This window comes from Streptomyces sp. NPDC085460 (assembly GCF_044541975.1).
Taxonomy (GTDB): Bacteria; Actinomycetota; Actinomycetes; order Streptomycetales; family Streptomycetaceae; genus Streptomyces.
On record NZ_JBITTO010000001.1, the window covers coordinates 470,033 to 496,819 of the forward strand.

Annotated in this window: 18 protein-coding genes; 12 read left to right on the top strand and 6 right to left on the bottom strand. The window is 72.9% G+C overall.

Translation table 11 applies throughout. The annotated features are described in order from the left end of the window. The first annotated feature begins 138 nt into the window (after positions 1-138). From ACIGHB_RS02165 to ACIGHB_RS02200, 8 genes are all read left to right on the top strand, one after another. Positions 139-3,054, top strand: coding sequence for a glycoside hydrolase family 48 protein (locus ACIGHB_RS02165; protein WP_399908766.1), 2,916 nt, complete (start codon positions 139-141; stop codon positions 3,052-3,054). A 315-nt stretch (positions 3,055-3,369) separates the two neighbouring features. Further along, entirely contained in the window at positions 3,370-4,884 is a 1,515-nt protein-coding gene (locus ACIGHB_RS02170) for an alpha-N-arabinofuranosidase (RefSeq protein ID WP_360310135.1), read from the top strand. Between the two features lie 161 nt (positions 4,885-5,045). Continuing rightward, the gene (locus ACIGHB_RS02175; protein WP_360310137.1) at positions 5,046-6,335 is read left to right on the top strand and encodes an extracellular solute-binding protein; all 1,290 of its coding nucleotides are present in this window, start codon (positions 5,046-5,048) and stop codon (positions 6,333-6,335) included. Beyond that, on the top strand, positions 6,335-7,369 hold the full coding sequence (locus ACIGHB_RS02180) for an ABC transporter permease subunit (RefSeq protein ID WP_399908768.1): 1,035 nt from the start codon (positions 6,335-6,337) through the stop codon (positions 7,367-7,369). Before ACIGHB_RS02175 ends, ACIGHB_RS02180 begins: the two co-directional genes overlap by 1 nt. Beyond that, entirely contained in the window at positions 7,366-8,223 is an 858-nt protein-coding gene (locus tag ACIGHB_RS02185; RefSeq protein WP_360310141.1) for a carbohydrate ABC transporter permease, read from the top strand. The genes ACIGHB_RS02180 and ACIGHB_RS02185 overlap by 4 nt, the downstream gene beginning before the upstream one ends. Continuing rightward, positions 8,220-8,804 (top strand): hypothetical protein, encoded by a 585-nt coding sequence (locus ACIGHB_RS02190; protein ID WP_399908771.1) that lies wholly within the window; start codon positions 8,220-8,222, stop codon positions 8,802-8,804. Before ACIGHB_RS02185 ends, ACIGHB_RS02190 begins: the two co-directional genes overlap by 4 nt. Before the next feature lie 259 nt (positions 8,805-9,063). After that, a complete protein-coding gene (locus ACIGHB_RS02195) occupies positions 9,064-11,796 on the top strand; it encodes a Tat pathway signal sequence domain protein (protein ID WP_399908772.1) in 2,733 nt (910 codons plus the stop codon). Positions 11,797-11,813: 17 nt separating this feature from the next. Then, complete coding sequence (locus ACIGHB_RS02200) at positions 11,814-12,866, top strand: rhamnogalacturonan acetylesterase (RefSeq protein ID WP_399908774.1); 1,053 nt, start codon at positions 11,814-11,816, stop codon at positions 12,864-12,866. A 94-nt stretch (positions 12,867-12,960) separates the two neighbouring features. On the opposite strand, the gene ACIGHB_RS02205 is transcribed toward ACIGHB_RS02200, so the two are convergent. Continuing rightward, positions 12,961-15,843, bottom strand: a complete 2,883-nt coding sequence (locus ACIGHB_RS02205; RefSeq protein ID WP_399908776.1) for a glycoside hydrolase family 2 TIM barrel-domain containing protein — start codon at positions 15,841-15,843, stop codon at positions 12,961-12,963. 368 nt (positions 15,844-16,211) lie between these two features. Here ACIGHB_RS02205 and ACIGHB_RS02210 point away from each other — a divergent pair, with 368 nt between their 5' ends. From ACIGHB_RS02210 to ACIGHB_RS02225, 4 genes are all read left to right on the top strand, one after another. Next, a complete protein-coding gene (locus tag ACIGHB_RS02210) occupies positions 16,212-17,246 on the top strand; it encodes a LacI family DNA-binding transcriptional regulator (RefSeq protein WP_399908778.1) in 1,035 nt (344 codons plus the stop codon). Continuing rightward, positions 17,233-17,871, top strand: coding sequence for a SigE family RNA polymerase sigma factor (locus tag ACIGHB_RS02215; protein ID WP_399908780.1), 639 nt, complete (start codon positions 17,233-17,235; stop codon positions 17,869-17,871). The genes ACIGHB_RS02210 and ACIGHB_RS02215 overlap by 14 nt, the downstream gene beginning before the upstream one ends. After that, a complete protein-coding gene (locus ACIGHB_RS02220) occupies positions 17,871-18,527 on the top strand; it encodes a hypothetical protein (RefSeq protein ID WP_399908782.1) in 657 nt (218 codons plus the stop codon). The genes ACIGHB_RS02215 and ACIGHB_RS02220 overlap by 1 nt, the downstream gene beginning before the upstream one ends. Positions 18,528-18,657: 130 nt before the next feature. After that, a complete protein-coding gene (locus ACIGHB_RS02225) occupies positions 18,658-20,331 on the top strand; it encodes a rhamnogalacturonan lyase B N-terminal domain-containing protein (protein WP_399908784.1) in 1,674 nt (557 codons plus the stop codon). 36 nt (positions 20,332-20,367) lie between these two features. Here the strand turns inward: ACIGHB_RS02225 and ACIGHB_RS02230 are convergent, their stop codons facing one another. The 5 genes from ACIGHB_RS02230 to ACIGHB_RS02250 all read right to left on the bottom strand — a co-directional run bounded on the left by ACIGHB_RS02230 (position 20,368) and on the right by ACIGHB_RS02250 (position 26,786). Then, positions 20,368-21,510, bottom strand: a complete 1,143-nt coding sequence (locus tag ACIGHB_RS02230; protein ID WP_399908786.1) for a pectinesterase family protein — start codon at positions 21,508-21,510, stop codon at positions 20,368-20,370. 187 nt (positions 21,511-21,697) lie between these two features. After that, positions 21,698-22,993 carry a polysaccharide lyase family 1 protein gene (locus ACIGHB_RS02235; RefSeq protein WP_360310169.1) on the bottom strand — a complete coding sequence of 432 codons (1,296 nt, stop codon included), beginning with the start codon at positions 22,991-22,993 and terminating at the stop codon, positions 21,698-21,700. Between the two features lie 12 nt (positions 22,994-23,005). After that, on the bottom strand, positions 23,006-23,842 hold the full coding sequence (locus tag ACIGHB_RS02240; protein WP_399908788.1) for a rhamnogalacturonan acetylesterase: 837 nt from the start codon (positions 23,840-23,842) through the stop codon (positions 23,006-23,008). Next, positions 23,839-25,173: a sugar ABC transporter substrate-binding protein gene (locus ACIGHB_RS02245; RefSeq protein WP_360310173.1), complete on the bottom strand. Its 1,335-nt coding sequence runs from the start codon at positions 25,171-25,173 to the stop codon at positions 23,839-23,841. The genes ACIGHB_RS02240 and ACIGHB_RS02245 overlap by 4 nt, the downstream gene beginning before the upstream one ends. Next, positions 25,170-26,786, bottom strand: a complete 1,617-nt coding sequence (locus ACIGHB_RS02250; protein ID WP_399909347.1) for a family 43 glycosylhydrolase — start codon at positions 26,784-26,786, stop codon at positions 25,170-25,172. Before ACIGHB_RS02250 ends, ACIGHB_RS02245 begins: the two co-directional genes overlap by 4 nt. Position 26,787 lies beyond the last annotated feature (1 nt).

Sequence of the window (26,787 nt, forward strand, 5' to 3'; positions counted from 1 at the left end):
CTTCACGCATCTTGACGTGGTTGCGTCACGCTTGCACAGTGGGAGCGCTCCCACTGGTTCATGGCTTGTTCACGCACCCCCTGAACGGTCCGCTCTTCGCACACCCCGACCTCCCGAGCCGCGAGGAGATCCACCCGTATGCCACGCCTGAGACCACGCCGCCCCCGCAGGCACCTGACCGCCTTCACCGCGGCGCTCGCCCTCCCCCTCGGCCTGCTGGCCGCCGGCGCCGGAGCCGGCACCGCGCAGGCGGCCGCCGTGCAGTGCGGCGTCGACTACAAGACGAACGACTGGGGTTCGGGCTTCACCGCCGAACTCACCCTGACCAACCGGGGCTCCGCCGCCCTGAACGGCTGGACCCTCACCTACTCCTACGCCGGCGACCAGAAGCTCACCAACGGCTGGAGCGGTGTCTGGTCCCAGTCCGGCAAGAACGTGACGGTGACCAACGCCGGCTGGAACGGCACCGTCGCCCCCGGCGCGGCCGTCACCGCCGGCGGCCAGTTCACCTACAGCGGCGCCAACGCCGCCCCTACGAACTTCGCCGTCAACGGCACCCCCTGCACCGGCGCCCACCAGCCGCCGGTCGCGGTCCTCACCAGCCCCGCCGCCGGCGCGGTCTACGGCCAGGGCGACGCCGTCCCGCTGGCCGCGACCGCCGCGGCGGCCGACGGCGCCACCGTCGACAAGGTCGAGTTCTACAGCGACACGACCCTGCTCGGCACCGACACCACCGCCCCCTTCACGTACAGCGCCACCGGTCTCGCCACCGGCGCCCACTCGCTCTACGCCAAGGCGTACGACAGCCAGGGCGCCTCCGCCGAGTCCGCCCCCGTCGGCATCACCGTCGCCGCGGGCCCCGCGCTCGTCGTCACCCCGGGCGCGCTGAGCGTCCGCCAGGGCGCCACCGGCACCTTCGACCTCAAGCTCTCCAAGGCCCCGGCCTCCGACGTCACCGTGACCGTCGCCCGTACCTCGGGCAACACCGGCCTGACCGCGAGCCCGGCCACCCTCACCTTCACCCCGGCGAACTGGAACACCGCCCGGAAGGTGACCGTCAGCGCCGCCGCCACCGGCACCGGCGTGGCCGTCTTCACCGCGACCGCCCCCGGCCACGCCAAGGCCGAGGTCTCGGTCACCCAGCTGGCCGCGGACTCGACGTACGACGCCCGCTTCCTCGACATGTACGGGAAGATCACCAACCCGGCCAACGGCTACTTCTCGCCCGAGGGCATCCCGTACCACTCCGTCGAGACGCTGATCGTCGAGGCCCCCGACCACGGCCACCAGACGACCTCGGAGGCGTACAGCTACCTGATCTGGCTGGAAGCCATGTACGGCAAGATCACCGGTGACTGGAGCAAGTTCAACGGCGCGTGGACGATCATGGAGAAGTACATGATCCCCACCCACGCCGACACGCCCACCACCGGCACCTACAACGCCTCCAAGCCGGCCACCTACGCCCCCGAGTGGGACCTCCCGTCCCAGTACCCGGCCAAGCTGGACGGCGGCGTCGCCTCGGGCGCCGACCCGATCGCCGGCGAACTGAAGAGCGCCTACGGCACCGACGACATCTACGGCATGCACTGGATCCAGGACGTCGACAACGTCTACGGCTACGGCAACGAGCCCGGCACGTGCTCCGCCGGACCGACGGCGACCGGCCCCTCGTACGTCAACACCTTCCAGCGCGGCCCCCAGGAGTCCGTCTGGGAGACCGTGACCCACCCGACCTGCGACAACTTCACCTACGGCGGCAAGAACGGCTACCTCGACCTCTTCACCAGGGACGCCTCCTACGCCAAGCAGTGGAAGTTCACCAACGCCCCCGACGCCGACGCCCGCGCCGTCCAGGCCGCCTACTGGGCCGACCTGTGGGCCAAGCAGCAGGGCAAGGGCGACCAGGTCGCCGGCACCATCGGCAAGGCCGCCAAGATGGGCGACTACCTGCGGTACGCCATGTTCGACAAGTACTTCAAGAAGGTCGGGAACTGCGTCGGCCCGACCGCCTGCCCGGCCGGCACCGGCAAGGACAGCGCCCACTACCTGATGTCCTGGTACTACGCCTGGGGCGGGGCCACCGACACCTCCGCCGGCTGGTCCTGGCGCATCGGCTCCAGCCACGCCCACGGCGGCTACCAGAACCCGCTCGCCGCCTACGCGCTGAGCTCGTACGCCCCGCTCAAGCCCAAGTCCGCGACCGGACAGACGGACTGGGCCACCAGCCTCGACCGGCAGCTGGAGTTCTACCGCTGGCTCCAGTCGAGCGAGGGCGCCATCGCGGGCGGCGCCACCAACAGCTGGCAGGGCCGCTACGCCACCCCGCCGGCCGGCACCCCCACCTTCCACGGCATGTACTACGACGAGAAGCCCGTCTACCACGACCCCGCGTCGAACCAGTGGTTCGGCTTCCAGGCGTGGTCGATGGAACGGGTCGCCGAGTACTACCAGCAGACCGGTGACGCCGAGGCCAAGACCGTCCTCGACAAGTGGGTCTCCTGGGCGCTGTCGAAGACCACCGTCAACCCGGACGGCACCTTCCGCTTCCCGTCCACCCTCCAGTGGTCCGGGGCGCCCGACACCTGGAACGCGGCGAACCCCGGCGACAACGCCGGCCTGCACGTCACCGTCGCCGACTACACCAACGACGTCGGCGTCGCCGCGGCCTACGCCAAGACCCTCACCTACTACGCGGCCAAGTCCGGCCACGCCGAGGCCAAGCGGGTCGCCAAGGCACTCCTCGACGGCATGTGGGACCACCACCAGGACCCCCTGGGCATCGCCGTCCAGGAGACCCGCGCCGACTACAACCGCTTCGACGACCCGGTCTACGTGCCGAACGGCTGGACCGGCGTGATGCCGAACGGCGACAAGGTCGACTCCACCTCCACCTTCGCCTCGATCCGCTCCTTCTACCAGGACGACCCCGCCTGGCCGAAGATCGAGGCGTACCTGGCGGGCGGCGCCGCCCCCGTCTTCACCTACCACCGGTTCTGGGCCCAGGCGGACATCGCCCTGGCCATGGGCTCGTACGCGGAGCTGCTCGAATAACAGCCCGCCCCGCGCGAGAGGTTCCGCGTACGACGAGGCCGGACGGCCCCCGAGAGGGGACCGCCCGGCCTTCGGGCGTTCTGGGGGCGGGGCTGGGGCGGGGCCGGATGTTGGATCCAACCTTCTGGATCCAACATCCAAGATCCGGTTTCCTGGATCCAATCTCCGGGATCCAATCTCCGGGATCCAACCTCTCGGATCCAACCTCCCGGATCCCATCCATCAGGCGATCCATTGACCGCACCCCAACCCCCCTCCTACGTTCTCGTTCGGACATGCGGCCAGTGGTCGAAATCTCGAACGAGAGGATCTCCCGTGTCACTTCCCGAGCGCACCGCCCGCTTCACCCTCGACCCCGACTTCACCGTCGGCCCCGTAGATCCCCGTCTCTTCGGTTCCTTCGTCGAGCACCTGGGGCGCTGCGTCTACACCGGCGTGTACGAGCCGGGGCACCCCGCCGCCGACGCGGACGGCCTGCGTACCGACGTCCTCGACCTCGTCCGCGAGCTCGGCGTCACGGTCGTGCGGTACCCCGGCGGCAACTTCGTCTCCGGCTACCGCTGGGAGGACGGTGTCGGCCCGGTGGGCGACCGCCCGCGCCGGCTCGACGTCGCCTGGCGGACCACCGAGTCGAACCGCTTCGGCCTGGGCGAGTTCATGGGCTTCCTGCGCAAGCTCGGCCCGGGCGTGGAGCCGATGCTGGCGGTGAACCTCGGCACGCGGGGGATCGCCGAGGCGATGGAGCTCGTCGAGTACGCCAACCACCCCGGCGGCACCGCCCTCTCGGACCTGCGCGTGGAGCACGGCGACAAGGACCCCTTCGGCATCCGCCTGTGGTGCCTCGGCAACGAGATGGACGGCACCTGGCAGACCGGCCAGAAGACGGCCGGGGAATACGGCCGGCTCGCCGCCCAGACCGCGCGCGCCCTGCGCCAGATCGACCCGGGTCTCGAACTCGTCGCCTGCGGCAGCTCCGCCCGCGACCTGCCGACCTTCGCGTCCTGGGAGGCGACGGTGCTGGCGGAGACGTACGAGGTCGTGGACCACGTCTCGCTGCACGCCTACTACGAGGAGACCGACGGCGACCGGGACTCCTTCCTCGCCTCGGCCGTCCACATGGAGGCGTTCATCGAGGAGGTCGTCGCCACCTGCGATCACGTGGCGGCCCGGCTGAAGTCGGAGAAGCGGCTCACGCTCTCCTTCGACGAGTGGAACGTCTGGTACCAGCGCCGTCCCCACCCGCACCCGTTCGAGGACTGGCAGGAGGCGCCGCGGCTCCTGGAGGACGTGTACACGGTCACCGACGCGGTCGTCTTCGGTTCGCTCGTCATCGCGCTGCTGCGGCACGCCGACCGGATCGCGGTGGCCTGTCTGGCCCAGCTCGTGAACGTGATCGCGCCGATCATGACCGAGCCCGGTGGGCCCGCGTGGCGGCAGACGACCTTCTTTCCGTTCGCGCAGGCCGCGCGATACGGGCGCGGGACCGTGCTCGACGTGCGTCCGGTCTCGCCGGCGTACCGCACCGAGAAGTACGGCGAGGTGCCGCTGCTGCACGCGACCGCCGTGCGCGCGGAGGACGGGAGCGTGACGGTCTTCGCGGTCAACCGCGACCGGGAGAGGGCCCTGCCGCTGGAGGTGGCCCTGCGGGGCTGCGGCCTGGAGCGGGTGGTCGAGCACAGCGCGCTCGCCGACGCCGACCCGGAGGCCCGCAACACCCTGGCCGAGCCCGACCGGGTGGTGCCCCACGCGGTGGCCGGAACGGAGCTCGTGGACGGCGCCCTGAGGGCGGTCCTCGCGCCGATGTCCTGGAACGTCATCCGGCTGGCCTGACCGGCCCCTCTTTGAATCCTTTCACTACACCGAGGCATACCCCGCCTTCGAAGCGCTTCGAAAGATCCTGTCCGAAGCGTTGACGTGGCTGACAGGCAACCCTACGGTGACCCAGCAAGCGCTTTCCTGAAACGTTCTAATCACGCGCGGGAGGACGAACTGTGCGTACTCAAGGCACTGTCGACCGTCGGAGTCTGCTGAAGATCACGGGTGGCTCGGTGGCGGCACTCGGCCTGACCGCGGCGGGCTGCGGAGGCGGCTCCGGCTCGGCGGGCGGCGACGGAACCGTCACCATCCGGTACACCTGGTGGGGCTCCGACGACCGCGCCAAGCGGATCAACCAGTCGATCGCCCTCTTCGAGAAGAAGTTCCCGAAGATCAAGGTCAAGACCGACTTCCAGCCGTACGCCGACTTCTGGAAGAAGTTCAACACCCAGGCGTCCGGCGGCAACACGCCCGACGTCTTCCAGAACGCCATCGGCTTCCTGCGCAAGTACGACGCCAAGAACGTCCTCCTCGACCTGCGCGAGCAGGTCGAGGCCGGGAACCTGCGCCTGGAGGGCTTCCGGGCCGGCCTGGAGAAGTTCGGCGAGGTCGACGGCAAGCTCCTCGGCGTCCCCGTCGGCAGCAACTCGATGGCCCTCGTCGTCGACCAGGCCGTCCTCACCCGGGCCAAGGTCACCCCCAGGCCCGGCTGGACCTGGGACGAGTACCACGACGCCCTGGCCCGGATCCAGGAGACGGCCGGCCGCGCGGGCGACGCCGGACCCTACGGGATCATGTACCTGTACGACCTCTACCTGCGCCAGCAGGGAAAGGCGTTCTTCACCACCACCGGACTCGGCTTCACCGAGGCCGATCTGACGGACTGGTGGGACAAGGCCGCCGAGCGCGTGAAGTCCGGTGTCTACGCCGACCCGAAGAAGACCATCCAGGCCAAGCCCAAGTCGGCGGTCACCGCCGAACTCGCCGGCACCGAGTTCACCTGGGACAACTTCGCCGTCCGCTACACCGCAGAGGGCAAGAGCCAGTACGGCCTCGCCCCCATTCCCACCAGCGACGGCAAGCGCACCGGCCAGTACCTCGGCTCCCTCATGCTCAGCGCCTCCCGGCGCACCAAGCACCCCGAAGAAGTGGCCCGGTTCATCGACTTCATGGTCCACGACCCCGAGGTCGGCACGATCATGGGCTACGACCGGGGCGTCCCCGCCACCGAGGCCCAGTACGCCGCCTACGTGCCCTCCGACCCCGTCGGCAAGCAGATCGCCGCCTACGAGAAGCAGCTCGTCGACTCGCGCGTCCTGGAACCGATCACCCCGCACCCGGCCGGCGCCGACGTCTGCGAGGCCGCCTTCCTGCGCCTCTCCGAGGAGATGTCGCTGGGCACCAGGACCGTCGCCGACGCGGTGAAGCAGTACTTCACCGAGGCGAAGACCGCGCTCTCCGCCTGATGGACACGCCTGTGACGACCGCACCGATCCCCGCCGCGCCGCAGCCGTCGGCGACGGCCCCGCCGGGGGAGGGGCCCGGGCCCGCGGTCCCCGCCGCCCGCACCGGACGCCCCCGCCGGCCGGCGGGCCGCGCCCCGCGCTCCCGCAGCGCCCGCGAGAACCTCGCCGGCTACCTCTTCATGTCCCCGTGGATCGCCGGCTTCCTGCTGCTCACCGCGGGACCCATGGCCGTCTCGCTCTACTTCGCCTTCACCGACTACAACCTCTTCGACGCCCCCCGGTGGATCGGCCTCGACAACTTCACCGAGATGTTCGGCGACCCCCGCTGGCGCACCTCCGTCGAGGTCACCGGCTGGTACGTGGTCCTCGGCACCCCGCTGAAGCTCGCCGCCGCCCTCGGCGTCGCCGTCCTCCTCAACCAGAGCCGGCGCGGCCAGGGCTTCTACCGGGCCGCCTTCTACGCCCCCTCGCTCATCGGCGCCAGCGTCTCCATCGCGATCGTCTGGCGCGCCCTGTTCGCCGACGACGCCCCCGTCGACCGGGCGCAGCAGCTGCTCGGCTTCGACCCGGGCGGCTGGATCGGCGATCCGGACCGGATCCTCTACGCCCTGGTCGCGCTCACCGTCTGGCAGTTCGGCGCCCCCATGGTCATCTTCCTCGCCGGGCTCAAGCAGGTGCCCCGCGAGCTGTACGAGGCCGCGCAGATGGACGGCGCGGGGCCGTGGCGCCGGTTCTGGCACATCACCCTGCCGATGATCTCCCCGGTGCTCTTCTTCAACGTGCTCCTGGAGACCATCCACTCGTTCCAGATCTTCGGCTCGGCCTACATCATCGGCAGCCAGGGCAACGCCTGCGGTCCGGCCGACGGCACCCTCGTCTACACCTGCTACCTCTACGTCCAGGGCTTCGAGAACAGCCGCATGGGGCTCGCCTCCGCGATGGCCTGGATGCTGCTGCTCGCCGTCGGCCTGGTCACGGCGGTCCTGTTCTGGTCCCAGCGGCGCTGGGTGCACTACGAGGAGGGGGGCCGATGAGCCTCGTCCGCACCGGGGCGCGGGGTGTCCGCGCCGGGTCTCTCGCCTGGCACCTCGGCTCGCTCGCCGTGCTCGCGGTTGTGCTCTATCCCGTGATGTGGGTGATCGGCGGGTCGTTCAAGCCCAACGACGAGATCGTCGGCAGCCTGAACGTCCTGCCCACCGACCCCATCACCGACAACTACCGGCGGCTCGCCGACGGCATCGCCGACATCCCCATCTCCACCTTCTTCGGCAACTCGCTCTTCCTGGCGCTCGCTTCGGTGGCCGGCGTGCTGATCTCCAGCTCGCTCGCCGCCTACGCCTTCGCCAAGATCGGCTTCGCCGGCCGCAACCTGCTCTTCACCCTGATGATCGGCACGCTGCTGCTGCCGTACCACGTGCTGCTCATCCCGCAGTACGTGCTCTTCCAGAAGCTCGAACTCATCAACACCTACACGCCGTTGCTCCTCGGCAAGTACCTCGCCGTGGACGCCTTCTTCGTCTTCCTCATGGTGCAGTTCATGCGCGGACTGCCCCGGGAGCTCGACGAGGCGGCGCGCCTGGACGGCTGCGGCCATCTGCGGACCTACTGGTCGATCGTGCTGCCGCTGTGCCGGCCCGCCCTCATCACCAGCGCGATCTTCACCTTCATCAACGCGTGGAACGACTTCATGGGCCCGCTGATCTATCTCAACGAACCCGAGAAGTACACCGTCTCGCTCGGCCTGAAGATGTTCGTCGACCAGGACGGCGTCGCCAACTACGGTGGCATGATCGCGATGTCGCTGGTGGCGCTGCTCCCCGTGGTCGCCTTCTTCCTCGCCTTCCAGCGGTACCTGATCGACGGCATGGCCACCTCGGGGCTCAAGTGAGGCGGGACCGCTTCCTCGCCCGGTTCGGCGTCTTCGCCGAGTGCCTGCTGACGGGGGTGTGGATCGCCGTCGCCGCGCTCCCGCTCGTCACCCTGCCGGCGGCGCTGGCCGCCGGTGCGGGCCATCTGCGGCGCTCGATCGAGGGCGAGGCGACCGGGGCGCGGTCCTTCGCGGCCGATGTGCGCGCCGCCCTGCGCGGCGGCGGGTGGGCGGCCGGCCTGGCCTGGTGGGCGGTGCTCGCCCTGGTCCTGGCCGACCTCGCGCTCGTACGGGCGCTGCCGGTGCCCGGCGGGCGCGCCGCCGGAGCGCTCGCGATCCTCGCGGCGCTCTGGGCGACCGTCACCCTGCTCCGGGCGGCCACCGCCTGGCGACCGGGTGCCTCCTGGCGGGCGCTGCTCGCCGCCGCCTGGCGCCGCTCCGCGCGGGACCCGGCCGGCTCCCTGCTCGTCGTCTGCGGTCTGGCGGTCGTCGCCGGCTCCGCCTGGTTCTCCGCCCCGCTGGCCCTGCCCGCCCTGGGCCTCCTGACCGCCGGCACCCTGGCGGCCGAGCGCCGTACGGGCGCGGCCCTCGCGGACGCCTGACCCTCCGGTAGGCCGTCCTCCAGTACGCCGCAAGCCCGGTACGCCGTCCTCCGGGACGTCGCAAGTCTGGTGCGCCGAAGTCCGTTACGCCGCAAGCCTGGCGCGCCGAAGCCCGGTACGCCGCAAGCCGATCCGCCTGATCGACCGTCACGCCCGGTACGCCAGGCGCCGCGACGCCCTCGCCGGCAGCGCGCCCGAGACCCCCGCGTGTCCCCCCTCCCGCCGGCGTGCCGTCGGCATGCTCTCGAAAGGAGCTCCCATGTCCTCGCTACCCCGCCGCTCCCTCCTCAAGGCGGCCGCCGTCGCCGGTGCCGCCGCCCAGTTCAGCTGGGTGCTGGGCCGGAACGAGGCGCGGGCGGCGCCCGCCGCCGAGCCGGTCGCCGAGGAGCGGCCCGCGACCCTCACGTGGCTGGAGCCGGGCGGCCTCGGGGCCGCCGGAGGGTCGACCTTCGGCGTCGCCTGGCCGAAGGGCGTGCACCCGGGGGACCGCGAGTTCGCGCTGACCACCGCCGACGGCGTCCCCGTCCCCGTACAGACGTGGACCACGGCCCGCTGGCCCGACGGTTCGCTGAAGTGGACCGCGCACGCGGTCGGGCCCGAGGCGGCCGGGGCCGAGCGGTACGCGCTCGCGCCCGGCACACCCGCGGCCGGCGTGCGGCAGGTCGCCGTCACCGAGACCGGCCGCAGGATCACCGTCGACACCGGTGTGGTCAAGGCCGTGCTGGGGAAGGACGGCGGCAAGCTCGTCGAGTCCCTCACCCGCGACGGCGTGCGGATCGCCACCGACGGGCGGCTCGTGCTGCTGCGGCAGAGCGACCTCGACGACGGCGACCACGGCAACGCCAAGTGGGAGCGGTTCGACGGCGAGATCTCCGGCGCCGTCGTCGAACAGGCCGGGCCCGTCAGGGCCGTGGTGCGGATCGACGGCAAGCACCGCAAGGGACGCAGGAGTTGGCTGCCCTTCTCCGTGCGGCTGTACTTCCACGCCGGCTCCGAGGCCCTCCGGATGGTCCACACGATCACCTACGACGGCGACCAGAACAAGGACTTCATCCGCGGCCTCGGCGTCCGCTTCACCGTCCCGATGCGGGACGCCTGCTACGACCGGCACGTCCGGCTCGCCGGCCAGGACGCCGGTTTCCTCACCGAGGCCGTCCAGGGCGTCACCGGTCTGCGCCGCGACCCCGGCGCCGCCGTCCGCGCCGCGCAGGTCAAGGGGGAGAGGCTGCCCGACCCGGCCACCTGGGACCAGCGCGTCACCAGCCGGCTCGCGTACATCCCCACCTGGGGCGACTACACGCTCTCGCAGCTCACCGCCGACGGCTTCGGGATCCGCAAGCGCACCAAGGACGGTCACGGCTGGATCCCCGCCGGTGGCGGGCGGCGCGCCGGCGGCTTCGGCTACGTCGGCGGCGCGAGCGGCGGACTCTCCTTCGGGCTGCGGGACTTCTGGCAGAAGCACCCCGCCCAGCTCGACATCCGCGGCGCCGCGGGCGACGAGGCCGAGGTCACCCTCTGGCTCTGGTCCCCCGAGGCCCAGCCCATGGACCTGCGCTTCTACCACGACGGCATGGGCCAGGACACCTTCCCCGAGCAGCTCGAAGGGCTCAATATCACCTACGAGGACTACGAGCCCGGCTTCGGCACCCCCTACGGCATCGCCCGCACCAGCGAGCTGATGTTCTGGGCCAACGCCGCCACCCCCACCGCGGCCGCCCTCGTCGCCCAGGCCGCCGCCGTCCGCACCCCGCCGCAGCTCGCCGCGAGCCCCGAGGACCTGGTCCGCGCCCGCGTCTTCGGCGGGCTGTTCTCGCCCGTCGACCGCTCCACCCCGGCGAAGGCGCGGATCGAGGACCGGCTCGACTACCTCTTCACCTACTACAAGGACCAGGTGGAGCAGCGCCGTTGGTACGGCTTCTGGGACTACGGCGACATCATGCACACCTACGACGAGGACCGGCACCAGTGGCGGTACGACGTCGGCGGCTACGCCTGGGACAACTCCGAGCTCTCGCCGGACCTGTGGCTCTGGTACGCCTATCTGCGCTCCGGCCGCGCCGACGTCTTCCGTTTCGCCGAGGCGATGACCCGTCACACCGGCGAGGTCGACGTCTACCACCTCGGCACCTGGGCGGGGCTCGGCACCCGTCACGGTGTCCAGCACTTCGCCGACAGCGCCAAGCAGCAGCGGATCTCCACCGCCGTCTACCGCCGCCCCTACTACTTCCTCACCGCCGACGAACGCGTCGGCGACCTCATGCACGACCTGGTCGACTCCGACGAGACCTTCCTCGTCCTCGACCCGATCCGCAAGATCCGCACCGAGCCCTACACCCCCGACCGCCACGCCCTCTCCATCGGCTTCGGCACCGACTGGAGCGGACTCGCCGCCGCCTGGCTCACCGAGTGGGAGCGCGGCGGGCCCAAGGCCGCCAAGGCGGAGGCGCGGCTGCGCTCCACCATGGAGACGATCGCCGCCCAGCCCAACGGCTTCGTGCAGGGCACCGGCCTCTACGACCTCGACACCGGCCGCTTCGCGATCGCCGAGCAGCCCGTCGTCGGCGTCTCCCACCTCTCCGCGATGTTCGGCCTCGTCGAGATGTGCGCCGAACTCATCGACCTCGTCGACATGCCGGCCTTCAGGTCCGCCTGGCTCGACTACTGCCGCTACTTCAACGCCTCGAAGACCGAGCAGGCCGCCCGCTACGGCAAGAACTTCGGCACCCTCCTCCTCTTCCAGGGCCACTCCCGCCAGGACGCCTACGCCGCCGCCCAGCTGAACGACACCCAGCTCGCCCAGCGCGCCTGGGCCAGGTTCGACAAGAGCGACGGCTACACCTCCGCCATGGTCTGGGACAAGACGCCCGTGCAGGGCCCGGCCGCCCTTGAACCCGGCTACGAGCACCTGTGGATCAGCACCAACACCACCGCCCTGTACGGCCTCGCCGCCATCCAGAACCTCGCCCTCGTCGGCGACCACCTCCCCCAGTGACCCACAGGAGACGCCCGATGAAGAGGACCGTGGTCCTCGCGGCGAGTCTGCTCGCGCTCCTCGCCGCCACCGCACCCGCCACCGCCCACGCCCGCACCCCGCACGGGCAGGGCCTCGACCACTGTGCCCCGGTCGCCGGAAGCACCGCCCTCGCCTGCCACGTCGACCTGCCGCCCGGCACATACGACGTCACCGTCACCCTCGGCGGCGCGACCGCGGGCGCGACCGCGATCAGCGGCGAGTCCCGCCGCGCCCTGCTCGCCGAGACCCCGACCGGGGCCGGCGAGCGGCTGCGCCGCTCCTTCACCGTCGACGTCCGCGACCCCGAGGGCGAGCCCACCGGACCCGCCGGCAGTCCCGGCCTCGACCTGCTGCTGGGTGGCGCCGCCCCCAGGGTGGAGTCCCTCCGGGTCACCCCCGCCCCCAGGGCCACCCGCCTCTTCCTGATCGGCGACTCCACCGTCTGCGACCAGCCGGGCGACCCGTACACCGGCTGGGGCCAGCGGCTCCCCGTCCACCTGAAGCGGGGGGTGGCCGTCGCCAACCACGCCGACTCCGGCGAGAGCACCGTCACCTTCCTCTCGAACCCCGCCCTCTTCGACCGGGTGGAGGCCGCGATCCGGCCCGGCGACCCGGTCCTGATCCAGCTCGCCCACAACGACAAGCAGACCGACGCCGCCGGCTACCGGGCCAACCTCACCACCCTGGTCGAGCGGGTACGCGCCCGGGGCGGCGAACCCGTCCTCGTCACCCCGATCGTCCGCCGCTGGTTCAACGCCGACGGCACCCTCGACAACGACATCGCCCTCCTCGTCAACGGACTCGGCGTCGACCACCCCGCCGAGATCCGGTCCCTCGCGGACACCCTCGCCACCCCGCTGATCGACCTCACCGCCCTCACCAGGGCCCGCGTCGAACGGCTCGGACCGGAAGCCTCCAAGGCGCTGTACCTGACGGCCGAGAAGCGGGACAACACCCACACCTCGGTCCAGGGCGCCACCGAGTACGCGGCCCTCGTCGCCGCCGAGTTGAAGACACAGCGGCTACTGCCCGCGCGGGCGTTCCGCTAGCGTCCGGGGCCGCCTCAGACGTCGCGGTGGCGGACCACCGCCACCGCCGACACCGACGACGTCCGGGGGCAGCCCGCCGGTCCGCTGCCCCGCCTCAACGTGGCCTGGGCGGTGCGAAGGTCAGCGAGAAGGACGCCGGGGCCGCCTCCAGGCGGTGTTCCGGCAGCACGCCCGGGCCGCAGGACTGGGACCCGATGCCGTGGAGCGCGTGGTCCAGGTTCAGCCACAGCGTGTCGCCCGGCACCAGGTCCGGGCGGTGCGCGGCGGCGTCCAGCTCCGCGTGCGTCCAGCGGCGGGCGGTGAACCAGAACGACGGCTCGCCCCCGACCCGCAGCCCCGCGCCGCCGCCCGTCAGCTCCAGCCACCGGGTGTCGATCCGGGCGCCGTTCTCCTGCGGGCGGACGTACGGGGTCTGGAGCCCGGCCACCGTGGACTCCCAGACGCCCGGGCGCGCGGCGGCGCGGGTGTCCGGGTACGCCTCGCCGGGGCCGCCGCCGTACCACTCGGCCCGGTCGAGGGCGGCCGGCAGTCCGAGCCGTACCCCGAGGCGGGGGAGCGGCACCGGCCAGGTGCCCTCCGGGACGACGTCGACGGCGAGCCGGGTCGTCGTGCCGTCGGAGGTCCAGCGGTACGTGACGGCGAGACCGACGTCACGGGCCGCGGGCGCCACCCGGGCCCGGACCGTCAGCCCCTCGCCGTCCGGCTCCACCCCGTCCGTGCGGTGCCGCATCCGGTGCAGCCCCAGCTCCCGCCACAGCGGGCCGAAGCGCGCGTCCGGCTGCCAGGGCGCGCCCTCGTCGTTGTCCGTCGGCGCCCGCCACACGTCGAGGCCGAAGCCCGTCACCGCGAGCCCGCCCAGGGAGAGCGGCGCGCCCGTGCGGGCGTCGAACACCACCGGGCCCAGGACGATCCGGTCGCCCTCCGCCACCGCCCCGACGGCCGCGCCCAGGGGCGCCGGGGGCCGGGCCGGGGAGACCGGCAGCACGCCCCAGGCGACCTCGTGCCCGGCGGGCGCCCACACCGTGCCGGCCGCGAGCACCGCCCGTACCGTCCACCCCGTCTCCGCCCCGGCCGGATGCGGGGGAGGCGCGGGCAGGGCGACCTCCGCGCTCTCCCCGGCGGGCAGCGGCGGCACGTCCAGCGCCCCCTCGCCCACGATCCGTCCGTCCGCCAGGAACTCCCACCGGAAGGCGAGGCCCGACAGGTCCGCCACGTCGTGCAGATTGGTGACCAGCGCCGTGCCCGGTCGCCCGCCCGGCGCGATCCGCACCGGCTCGATCACCTTCTTGTACTCGACCAGGCCCGGCGACGGCGTCCGGTCCGGGAACAGCAGACCGTCACAGACGAAGTTCCCGTCGTGCAGTTCCTCGCCGAAGTCGCCGCCGTAGCCGTACCCGTGGACCGGATGGACCAGCCCGTGGTCGATCCACTCCCACACGAAGCCGCCCTGGCAGCGCTCGTACGTCTCGAAGAGCCGCTGGTACTCGCTCAGCCCGCCCGGTCCGTTGCCCATCGCGTGCGCGTACTCGCAGAGGAGGAAGGGGAGTTCACGCCGGTGCTCGGGACCCCCGTCCTCCCTCCGGCCGATCTCCGCCACCTCCGCGTGCGGCGGGTACATCCGGGAGTACACGTCCACGTCCGGGCAGGCGCGGTCGCCCTCGTAGTGCACCGGCCGCGAGGGGTCCCGGTCGTGGATCCAGCGGGCCATCGCGCCGAGACCGGCGCCCGTGCCGCACTCGTTGCCGAGCGACCACAGCACCACCGACGGGTGGTTCTTGTCGCGCTCGACCAGCCGGGCCGCCCGGTCGAGCAGCGCCGGCGTCCACCGCTCGTCGTCCACCGGATTGCCCCGCCAGCCCAGCTCCTCGAAACCGTGGGTCTCCAGATCGCCCTCGTCGATCACCCACAGACCGTACGCGTCGCACAGGTCGAGGAAGGCCGGGTGCGGCGGATAGTGCGAGGTCCGCACCGCGTTGATGTTGTGACGCTTCATCAACTCCACGTCGGCGCGCATCGTCTCCGGGTCCACGGCCCGCCCCGACTCCGGATGGAACTCGTGCCGGTTCACGCCCCGGAAGAGGATCCGCCGCCCGTTCGCCTTCAGGACGCCGTCCTCCACGTACACCGAACGGAAGCCGATCCGCAGCCCGATCCGCTCCCCGCCGGCCGACAGCTCCCCCTCGTACAGCCGGGGCACCTCCGCGCTCCACGGCTCCACCGGCACCGTCACCGACTCCCCGGTGGCCAGGTCGAGCCCCAGCTCCGGCACCCGGACCCGGCCTGGCACGTCACAGTCGACCCGCAGCTCCCCGGAGCCGGCGGCGTGGTCGTACGAGGCGTGCACGAAGAAGTCGCCCGGCGCGCCCTCGGGGCGGTGCAGCAGCGTCACGTCCCGGAAGATGCCGGGCAGCCACCACTGGTCCTGGTCCTCCAGGTACGACCCCGAGGACCACTGGTGGACCCGGACGGCGAGCACGTTGTCCCGCTCCCGCAGCAGCTCCCCGACCGCGAACTCGTGGGCGAGCCGCGACCCCTTGAACCAGCCCAACTCCGTGCCGTTCAACCACACCCGGGCGCAGGACTCGACCCCGTCGAAGCGCAGCACCGCCCCACCCTCCGCCGGCCAGCCGTCCGGCAGGTCGAACCGGCGCAGATGGTCACCGGTCGGGTTCTCGTCGGGCACGAACGGCGGATCGACCGGGAAGGGGTACAGCACATTGGTGTACGCGGGCCCGCCGAACTCGCCGTCCTTGCCCTGGAGCACCCAGTGCCCCGGCACGGCGACGGTCCGCCACGCCCCGGCGTCGAAGCCGGGCTCGGCGAAGGAGGTGTCCGCCGCGTCGGCGGCGGGGGAGAGACGGAACGCCCAGTCGCCGCCGAGCGGCAGCCGCGCGGCGTCCGACTCGGCCGTCCAGGCGCGCGGCGGCAGCGTGCCCTGTTCGGGGGCGAAGGAGGTGTACCAGGGCAGGTCGGTCATGGGGTGCTCCCGTCGGAGGTGAGAAGAGGGGAGGGGAGGGGAGGGGGAGAGGGGGAGAGGGGGAAGTCGGGGAGGGGCGCGGGGCGTGGACACCCGCCGGCAAGCGCTTGCGCGCCGGATTCCATCCCATCGCGCCGCACGCCCCCGCACAACCCCGCCCCGGCCTCCGGCCCTTGGACTCTTCGCGCCCCACCTGGACAGTCCGTCGAGCGGACGCTTAGGGTCGGGGGTCCCTGTCGACGACGGGACCCCCACCCACACCGGACCCAACCCCGGGCCCGACCCGGACCCACCCCGGGCCCGACCCGGACCCACCCCGGGCCCGACCCGGACCCACCCCCGGACCAGCCCAGCCCAGGAGCGCGCACGTGGTCACCCTCGCCGACGTCGCCCGTCACGCCGGTGTGTCGGCCAGCACCGTCAGCTACGTCCTGAGCGGCAAGCGCTCCATCTCCGCCGCCACCCGCGAGCGCATCCAGCACTCCATCGACGAGCTCGGCTACCGCCCGCACGCCGGCGCCCGTGCCCTCGCCAGCAGCCGGACCAGCATCCTCGCCCTGATGATGCCGCTGCGCACCGGCCTCTACGTGCCGGTCATGATGGAGATCGCCATGGCCGTCACCACCACGGCCCGCGCCCACGGCCACGACGTGCTGCTCCTCACCGGCGAGGAGGGCCCCGAGGCCGTCCGCCGCGTCGAGGGCAGCGCCATCGCCGACGGCATGATCGTCATGGACGTCGAGCTCGACGACCCCCGCCTCCCGCTCCTCCGCGAGGCCGAGCGGCCCTCCGTCCTCATCGGCCTGCCCGCCGACACCTCCGGACTCGACTGCGTGGACCTCGACTTCGCCGCGGCCGGCGCCCGCTGCGTCGACCACCTCGCCGACCTCGGCCACCGCCGCCTCGCCGTCCTCGGCGAACCCCCCGCCGTCTACGCCCGTGGCACCGGCTACGCCGCGCGCACCCTCACCGGTGTCCGCGCCGCCGCCGCGGAGCGCGGCCTCGACGTGCTGCACCGGCCCGTCGACGGCACCTACGCCGCCGTCGCCGCCGCCGTCACCCGGATCTTCGAGGAGCGCCCCGGCACCACCGCCCTCGTCGTGCAGAACGAGGCCGCCGTCGAGCCCCTCCTCGCCGTCCTGCGCCACCAGGGCCGGGCCGTCCCCGAGGACGTCTCCGTGGCCGCGCTCTGCCCCGACCAGGTCGCCGCCCACGCCTCCGTACCGCTCACCGCGGTCGCCGTGCCCGTTCAGGACATGGGACGGATCGCCGTCGAGCGGCTCGTGGCCCGGCTGCGGGGCGCACCCGCCCACGGCACCGAACTCCTCGCTCCCCGCCTCACCGTCCGCGCGGGCACCGGACCGGCGCCCACCGCGCCCGGGGCGGGCCGTGACGGAATCTGACACGGGCCGGGGCCAGGACGGGGACCCCGGCCGGGACGAGGACCGGGACCCCGGCCGGGACGAGGGCCGGGACCCCGGCCGGAACGAGGGCCGGGACCCCGGCCGGGACGGGGACGGAGCCGCCGAGTTCCGGGAGTTCTTCGACCGCCACTACGCCGAACTCGGCCGCCTCGCGCACCTCCTCACCGGCGAGACCGACGCCGCCGACGACCTCGCCGCCGACGCGATGCTCGCGCTCTGGCACCGCTGGGACCGGGTCCGTGCCGCCGACCACCCCGCCGCCTACGCCCGCGGGGTCGTCGCCAACCTCGTCCGCACCCGCATCCGCGGGACCGTCCGTGAACGCCGCAGGATCGCCGCCTTCTGGGACCGGCGCCCCGAGCACACCGAGGACCCCGACGTGCCCGCCGTCATCGACGTCAGGACCGCGCTGCGCGCCCTGCCGTTCCGCAAGCGCGCCTGCGTCGTGCTGCGCCACGCCTTCGACCTCTCCGAGCGGGACACCGCCCTGGCCCTGGGCGTCTCGGTCGGCACGGTCAAGAGCCAGACGGCCAAGGGCATGGCCGAGCTCCAGAAGCTGCTCGGCGACCGGGCCGCCACCGAACTCGCCGCGGGGAGGCGCTGATGGACGAGACACGGCTGCGCGGCGAGCTGCGCGAGGCGGCCCTCGCGCACCGGCCGGACCGGGCCCGGATGCTGGCCCGGGTCGAACGGGGCATGACCGCCCCCGGGGCAGACCGCACCCGGAACCCCCTCCGCGCGCCCTGGGCGGGCCGGTCCCGGTGGACGGCGATGGCCGCCGTCGCCGCGACCGTCGTGGGCGTCGTCGGCCTCGGCGGTCTCGCCGTGACCGCCCTCCAGGACCGGCCCGCGCCCCCGGCAGGGGTCACGGCGCCCGGCCCGGCGGCCCGCGCGGCCGGCACCATCGACCCCGGCAGCAACCGCTGGTGGGCCCAGAGCGACCTGGCCGTCACCACCGGGGCCGAGGTCACCGGTGTCACCGTCGAGGTGCGGGTCGCCCTCAACGGCGGTGTCGTCAGCACCGGCCACTGGCAGACCCGGCCGGCGGACGACTTCACGGTGTCGGTCGCGGAGGAGTCCGGCGCCCTGGTCTACCGCTGGACGCTGAAGCGGGGCCGTACGGTCCCGGCGGGGCCGCACACGTTCGCCGCCCAGTACAACCACGCCGAGGGCGTCAGGGACGCCTCCGGCGACACGTACACGGTCGTCCTCTCCGGACGCGACGGCGGCCGGACGACCCTCCGGGGCGGCTTCGGCTGACGGCCCCCAGGCCCACGCAGCCGCATCCTTGAAACGTTTCGAAGTTTCCGCGAAACCGGCAACCCTTCCCCGCCCGGCGGCGACCTACGGCTACCGCACGGCCCCCCGTGCCCACCGAAGGAGCCGCACCATGCAGCACGCGCAGAACCGTCCCGTCCGCCGCCGGACCGTCCTCGGCGCGGCCGTCGCCGCCGCCGCGACCACCGCCCTCGCCGCCACCGCCCCACCCGCCGCCGCGGCCGGGTTCGGCTGGAGCGACGACGGCGCGCACTACGTGATCGACACCGGCGCCGGACTCGTCCTCAAGGTCTCCAAGGCCAACGGCGACCTCACCTCCCTCGTCTACAAGGGCCGGGAGTACCAGGGCTACGGCGGCAAGAACTCCCACGTCGAGTCGGGCCTCGGCGCCTCCACCGTCACCCTCGCGCAGACCGGTCCCACGATCCTGGTCACCGTCGTCCACGGCACCCTGCGCCACTACTACGCGGCCCGCTCCGGCCGCGCGAACGTCTACCTGTGGACCGACAAGGCCGACACGTCCTTCACCGCCACCCGCTTCATCGCCCGCCTCAAGCCCGGCATCTTCCCCAACGAGGGCCCGGACTCCTGGGTCGAGGGCGCCGACACCGTCATCGAGGCCGGCGACGTCTGGCGGCGCGCCGACGGGCAGACCCGCTCCAAGCACTACTCCGGCGTCCGCGTCATGGACTACGACCACATCGGCTACACCACCGGCACCGTCGGCCTCTGGATGGTCCGCTCCAACCACGAGAAGGCGTCCGGCGGGCCCTTCTACCGGTCGCTGCTCCGCCACTCCAACGAACTGGGCGTCGGGCTCTACGAGATCCTGCACTACAACCAGTCCCAGACCGAGGCCATGCGCTTCGGCCTCCAGGGGCCCTACCTGCTCGCCTTCACCGACGGCGGCACCCCCGACCCGGCGCTCTTCCCCGCCGTCCACGACACGAGCTGGGTCGACCCGCTCGGCATCCCCGGCTGGGTCGGTGCCGCGGGCCGCGGCCGGGTCGCCGGCGTCGGCCTGAAGAACATGGACCCGGCCCACCCCTACACCGTCGGCTTCGCCAACGCCGACGCCCAGTACTGGACCCGCGCCGCCGCCGGCACCGGCGCGTACTCCTGCCGGAACATGCTCCCCGGTACGTACACGCTCACCGTCTACAAGGGCGAACTCGCCGTCCACACCACCACGGTGACCGTCACCGCCGGCACGGCCACCGCCCTGCACACGCTCACGATCAGCGGCGACCCCAGCACCGCCCCCGCCGTCTGGCGCCTCGGCGACTGGGACGGCACCCCCGCCGGCTTCAAGAACGCCCAGCTGATGACGTACGCCCACCCCGCCGACACCCGGGCCGCGCCCTGGACCGGCAACGTGGTCGTCGGCAGCGCAGGGGCCTCCGCCGCCGTCCCCTGCTACCTCTGGAAGGACGTCAACGACGGTCTCCTGATCCACTTCCGGCTCACCGCCGCCCAGGCAGCCGCCGCGCACACGCTCCGGATCGGCGTCACCACCGCCTTCCTCAACGGCCGCCCGCAGGTCACCGTCAACGACACGTGGGTCTCCGCGATCCCGTCCCCGCCCGCCCAGCCCTCGACCCGCTCGCTCACCAACGGCTCGTACCGGGGCAACAACCACACCTTCACCTACAGCGTGCCCGCGAGCGCGTGGCGGGCGGACCCGTCCCAGTACAACGTGCTCCGGCTGAACGTCGTCAGCGGTTCCACCGGAACGGGCTTCCTGAGCGCGGGCACCGCCCTCGACTGCGTGGACCTCCTCGTCTGAGACCCCGGCCCCAGCGGCGCACCCCAGCGGAACACCTCAGCGGCACACCTCGGCGGCCGGGTCCCAGTCGCCGAGGTACGCGGCGCGGGTCGCCGTCGCCGCCTGCGCGGCCGTCAGCAGCGGACGGTTCTCCGGCACCGTGACCACCGCGCCCCGGCCCGCGTTGCGGTACTCCGCGAAGCGCTGCTCCTGCCACGGGTACACGTCCCGCATGTTCGCGTACGGCGCCGCCGCGTCGATCCCCGCGCCGAGCACGCTCTCCCGGACCACCAGCGACGGCCAGGCCGTCGGGTCCGACCCCGGCACCCACGGGCGGGCCAGCTTGTAGTACCCGTCCGGGGCCTCGCTGGTGATCCGGCAGCGGGAGGCCAGGAAGCCGTACGGGTTGGCGCGGGCCGTGGACGGGGCGAAGACGAAGCCGTACGGCGCCCCCGCCAGGTCCGTGCGGACCAGCGTCCGGAAGTGGCAGTGCTCGAAGACCGCCGTGGCCCGCCCGAAGACGAAGTCGACGTCCCCCTCCACGTAGCAGTGCGCGAAGTACTGGCGGGCGAAGGCCGTCAGGGACATCGAGTCCGCGTACAGGGTGTCCTGGTGGCCCAGGAACCGGCAGTGGAGGAAGGCCGAGCGGTCGCCCTGCGCCTTCACCGCCACCGCCTGCGTGCCCGGATTGCCCGGCAGGTCCGTGCGGAGGAAGTCGTTGGCGAAGGTGACCGCGTGGGCGGTGAAGTCCGCCGCCTGGAGGGTGACCGTGGCGGAGCCGGTGGTGCCGTACGTGCCGGAGCCGTCCGGCTTCGGGGTGCCGGCCGCGTTGTCGTACACGACCACGACGTCCTCGGCGTCCCCGCTCGCCCCGATCCACGTCATCCCGGTCCTGGCGGGGCTCACCGCGACCGTCTCCCGGTACGTGCCCGGCGCGAGGACCAGCGTCCAGCCCGCGCCGTCCGCCGCGCTCACCGCGGCCTGGACGGAGGTGTGGTCGCCGAGCCCGCCCGGGTGGACGTACAGCGTCCGCCCGGTGAGCCGCGAGGCCGGCGAACCGTACCGCCCGAAGGGACGGGACGGGCGCCCCGCCGCTGCGGCGGGCGCCGCCGGCAGGGCGAGGGCGGCGAGGGCCGTGCCCGCGCCCACGAGGAAGGCCCGTCGGCCGGGGGTCGTACGCGAGAGGTGGTGCGAGGGCATGCGGATGCTCCTTCGCCGAAGCGGTGACAGCGGTGACAGAGGTGACGGCAGTGACAGCGGTGACAGCGGTGACAGCGGTGACAGGGGGAGAGGCGTGCGGTGGAGGGAAAGGAGACCGGGCCGGGGCGGGCGCGACGGGACGGGGATGCCGCGCTCCGCCCCGGCCCGGGGCAGGGGGGACAGCCGGTCAGCGGGCCCGGCCGGCGCCGGCGCCGAGGCCGACGAGGAGGGGCACCGCCCACGGGTGGTCGACGCGGGTGCGGAGGACGGGCGTCCAGCCCGCGTCGCCGCGCAGCGCCTCCTCCGGGAACTGCGCGTTGTGCACGGCGAGGAGGTCGACCGGGCGCCCGTTGACGTAGTTGCCCTTGGTCGTGACGGGCGCGTCCTTCCACTTCTTGAGGATCTGCCCGGCGGGGACCTCGGAGGACAGGGTGAACGCGTTCTTCTCCGCGTACAGCTGGGACTCCTGGCCGATGCCCAGGCTGTAGACGTAGTTCGTGTCCGGCACCTTGAAGTGGTTGTTGTACGCGTCGACCTGGCCGAAGCGGACGCGCGGGGCCCGCTCCACGACGTCGTCGAACAGGTTGTGGTGGAGGGTGACGCGGAGCTTGCCCCGGTCGGTGGCGCCCGCGCTGTCGCTGTTGCCGATCATCAGCGTCTTGTCGTGGTCGGTGAAGACGTTCCACGACACGGTGACGAGGTCGGCGCCGCGCACGACGTCCAGTTCGCCGTCGTGCTGCTGGTACACCTCGCCGTAGTACGAAGGCAGGGAGCTGTCCGGGAAGCGGCCGTCGGTGAAGGTGTTGTGGTCGATCCACACGTGGGTGGAGCCGTACACGACGAGGCTGTCGTACTCCGAGTTCCAGGCGCCGGTGGCGCCGTCCGTCGGGTCCCACTGCGGGAAGCAGTCGAGCGGGCTCTCCAGGGTGAGGTTGCGGATCACCACGTTGTCGACGCCCTGGACCTGGAGGCTGCCGCCGAGGATCGTCGCGTTCCGGCCGACGCCGACGAGGGTGGTGTTCGCGGGCACCTTGACCTTGATGGCCTCGCCCTGGGCGGCGGCGGAGGCGGCGCGCAGCTCCTCCTGCGGGCCGCTGACCTCGGTCTCGTACCCCCAGACCGCCGGGTCGTAGTCGGCGAGGTACCGGTCGAAGTCGTAGCCGGGGGCCTCGAAGGCGGCGCAGCCGGCCTCGGTGGCGTTCAGGGTGCCGGCGACCTTGACGATGCGGGGCTCGGTGCCGGGGGCGGCGAGGGCGGCGCGCAGCTCGGCCCAGGTGGTGACGGTGAAGACGCGGGACGGGTCGGCGGCGGCGCCGCCGGTGGTGCCGGTGCCGTCGGAGGCCCAGCCGTCGCCGGCGGGGAGGGTGGCGCGGGCCGGGTCGGCGGCCGGGCGGTGGCCGGAGTGGGCGCCGGCGGCGGGCGCGGTGACGGTGAGGACGAGGGCGGCGGCGGCCACCGCTCCGAGCTTCGTGCTTCTGTTCACGCGCGGTTCTCCTCAGGATGCGGAAGGTGCTGTGGAGGGGGGTACGGGGGCCCAGGTGATCCACTCGGCGGGGATACAGGCGTCGAGCCGGCGGGTGTCGCGCGGGGCGAGGACCCGGGTGCGGAGCAGTTCGCGGGCGACGAGCCGGGCCACCTCGATGGCGCCGGGCGGGTTGAAGTGGGTGTTGTCCTGCTCGGTGGCGGTCCAGTTGAAGTACGTCTTCGTCGCCTCCGGGCCGAGCCGCTGCCACAGGGCGAACGACAGGGCCTCGATGTCGAGCAGCGGTACGCCGGTGGCGGCGGCCACCGCGCGGGCGGCGGCCGGGTAGTCGCCGAGCGAGCGCTGCGCGGTCCCGGCGGCGTCGAAGCGGCGCCGCTCGACGGAGGTCGCGATCACGGGGAGCGCGCCCCGGGAGCGGGCGGCCTCGACGAAGACCCGCAGGTTGTCCTGGTAGGCGCCCCAGGGGGCGGCGTACCGGGCGGGGTCGGTGGACTTGGAGTCGTTGTGGCCGAACTGGACGAGCAGGACGTCCCCGGGGCGCAGGGCGGCCGTGATCGCGTCGAGCCGTCCCTCGTCGAGGAAGCTCTTGGTGGAGCGTCCGTTGACGGCGTGGTTGGCGACCGTGATCCCGCGGTGCAGGAAGAAGGGGAGGGCCATGCCCCAGCCGGTCTCGGGGGCCGCGTCGGCGTACTTCCGCGCGGCGGTGGAGTCCCCGGCGACGAACAGGGTGCGGGGGCGCCGGGAGGAGGACCCGGCGGATTCCTCGGTACGGGCGGCGGCCGGCCGGGCGGCCAGGGCGAGCGCCAGGCCCGCCCCGGCCACGACCGCCTCGCGGCGGCCGACCGTCACTTCGCCTGCGACTTCCACTCGGCCTGCGCCGCGTTCAGCTGCTCGGCGAGGGTGTCCGCGAACTGCTTCGCCGTCATCGAACCGAGCAGCACCTTCTGGAAGTTGGCCTCGTTGTCGGCCTTGGAGATGGTGTTCCAGTCGGGCAGGTAGTAGGGCAGCTGGACGATGGCGGCCTTGCCGCTGAAGAGGACCTCGGCGGCGAGCTTGGTGGGCTCCGCCTCCTGGAGCCACGGGTCCTGGGCGGCCTGGACGTGGGCGGGGATGGCGCCGGCGGACTTGTTCCACTTGGAGTTGGACGCGTGGCCCGCGGCGAACTCGATGAACTTCCAGGCGGCGGCCTTGTTCTTGCTGGAGGAGAAGAGGCCGAGGCCGTCGACCGGGTTGGAGACCATCACGCGGGTGCCGTCCTCCCGCGTCGGGTTCGGTATGCCGCGGAACTTGTCGGTGCCGAGGGCCTTCACGTGGTCCTGGTACGAGCCGAGGTTGTGGTTCAGCATGCCGATCTCGCCGCTGTCCCACTGGGCGACCATCTTGGTGAAGTCGTTGTTGACGTCGGCCGCCGGGGTGTTCTTCTTGAAGAGGGCGGCGTACTTCTCCAGCGCGGCCACGTTCTCCGGGGCGTTGACGGTGGTCTTGTCGTTCTCCCAGAAGGACGTGATGCCGCTCTGCCCGTACATGGCGTCGAGGGCCTGGGCGATGGAGCCGGCGCCGCCGCGGATGGTGTAGCCGAAGCGGTTCTTGTCCTTGGCGGTGAGCTTGTCGGCCGCCGCGTAGAACTTGGCCCAGCTGGTGGGCTCTTCGAGACCGGCGGCCTTGAAGAGGTCGGTGCGGTAGTAGAGGACGCCGTTGCTGGCGGAGGTCGGCACGGTGAAGAGCTTGTCCTGGCCGCCGGCCGCCCGGACGGATTCGACCATGCCCTTGTTCAGCTTGCCGAACAGGGAGCTCTGCTCGATCCGCGCGTCCAGCGGCTCCAGGGCGCCCTGTGCGGCGATCCCGGCGAGCATGGCCGCGCCGACGCCGCCGACGTCCGGCAGCGCGCCGCCCTGGATGGCGGTGTCGTACTTGGACTGGACCTCCTTCGAGGCGACCCCGACGTACTCGACGTCGATGTCCGGGTTCGCCTTCTCGAAGTCGGCGATGATCTCCTTCCACACGTCGGTGCGGACACCGCCGTTGTTGTCCCAGAAGGTGATCTTGCCCTTGCCCGATCCCTCGGTTCCCTCGCCGCCGGCGCCCACGCCGTCGTCACCGCAGGCGGTGACGGTCAGCGCGAGGACGCCGGAGAGGGCGAGGGCGAGGGCGGCTCTGCGCCGGCCGGGGAAGATGGTCATCGTCGGCTCTCTTCTCTCGGGGTGGTGCGGGGGATGGGGGTGACGGGGGTGTCGGTGGGGGCGCCGGCGGCGCGGCTGCGGAAGTCCGTGAAGAGCCCCGCCCCGGACGGAGTCCCGTCCGTCCCGGGCGCGGCGGCGAACAGACCGAGCAGGGCGCCCACCCACCGCCAGGGGGTGGCCGCGAACTCGGGGCCGAGCCGGACGGGTCCCTCGCCGGCGTCGTAGGAGAAGCGGCAGCGGGCGTCGGCCGTGACCTCGATCCGCAGCAGCGCCTCGGCGGCGGGGAGCGGCCTGGCCCGGTCCGCGTCCCGCTCGCGGTCGGCGTTGCCGGGAGCGAAGCGGTGGACGAGCAGCGCTCCGCCGTCGGCGGCCCGTTCCAGGCCGATCCAGGCGTACGCGTCGCCGAGCACGACCAGTCCGGCCCGCGCCCCGGGCGTCCCGGACTCCAGGCGGAGCCGGACCTCGACGGTCCGGGCCCCGGCGGGGAGCCGCTGGGTCAGCACGTGCGGCACGGACCGCAGGTCCACGGCCCGGTCCGTACGGACGCAGCCGAGCCGGAGACCGTCCCCGTCGTGCGGAGTCGTCCATCCCGCGCCGGGGTTCGCGGTCCACGACCACTGCGGGCCGAACGCGCCGCCGGGGAAGGCGTCGTCCACGGCGGGCCGGGCGGGCGGGGCCTGCGGCAGGGCCGGCTTGCGGTGCACGCGGACGGGGGAACCCCCGTCGCCGAGGACCGGCCAGCCGTCCGCGTCCCAGCGCATCGGCTGGAGGTGGACGAGCCGGCCGTGCGCGCCGGTCTGCTGGAAGTGCAGGAACCAGTCCTCGCCGGCGCCGGTGCGCACCCAGCCGCCCTGGTGGGGGCCGTTGACGTCGGTGTCGCCCTGGGAGAGGACGATCCGCTCCTCGTACGGGCCGGAGAACGAGTCCGCGCGGAAGGCGCCCTGCCAGCCGGTGGCGACGCCGCCGGCCGGGGCGAGGATCCAGAACCGGCCGTCGTGCCGGTACAGCTTGGGCCCCTCCAGGGTGAACCAGCCGGGGAGGCGGTCGGCGTCGACGAGGGTCCGGCCCTCGTCGAGGACCCCGGTGCCGTCCGGGCGCATCCGGTGGCCGGTGAGCCGGTTGTTGAAGCCGGCGCGGGACTTGGCCCAGCCGTGCACCAGGTACGCCTCGCCGGTCTCCGGGTCCCACAGCGGGCAGGCGTCGATCAGCCCGAGCCCCTCCTTGACCAGGTGGGGACTGCTCCAAGGACCTTCGATCGCAGGAGAGTTGACCTGAAAGACGCCGTGGTCGGGGTCGCCCCAGAAGATCCAGAACCGGCCGTCGTGGTGGCGGAGGGACGGCGCCCACACCCCTCGGTCGTGCCGGGGCGCGGTGAACGCCTCCTCGGGGACGAGCCGTTCGAGCGCGTGGCCGACGAGGGTCCAGTTGACGAGGTCGCGGGAGTGCAGCAGCGGCAGCCCGGGGGCGCGGCCGAAGCTGGAGGCGGTGAGGTAGAAGTCCTCGCCGACCCGGACCACGTCGGGGTCGGACCAGTCGGCCGCCAGGACCGGGTTGCGGTACGTGCCGTTCCCCAGGTCGCCGGTGACCTCGGGCACCCCGGCCCGGGGCAGCACG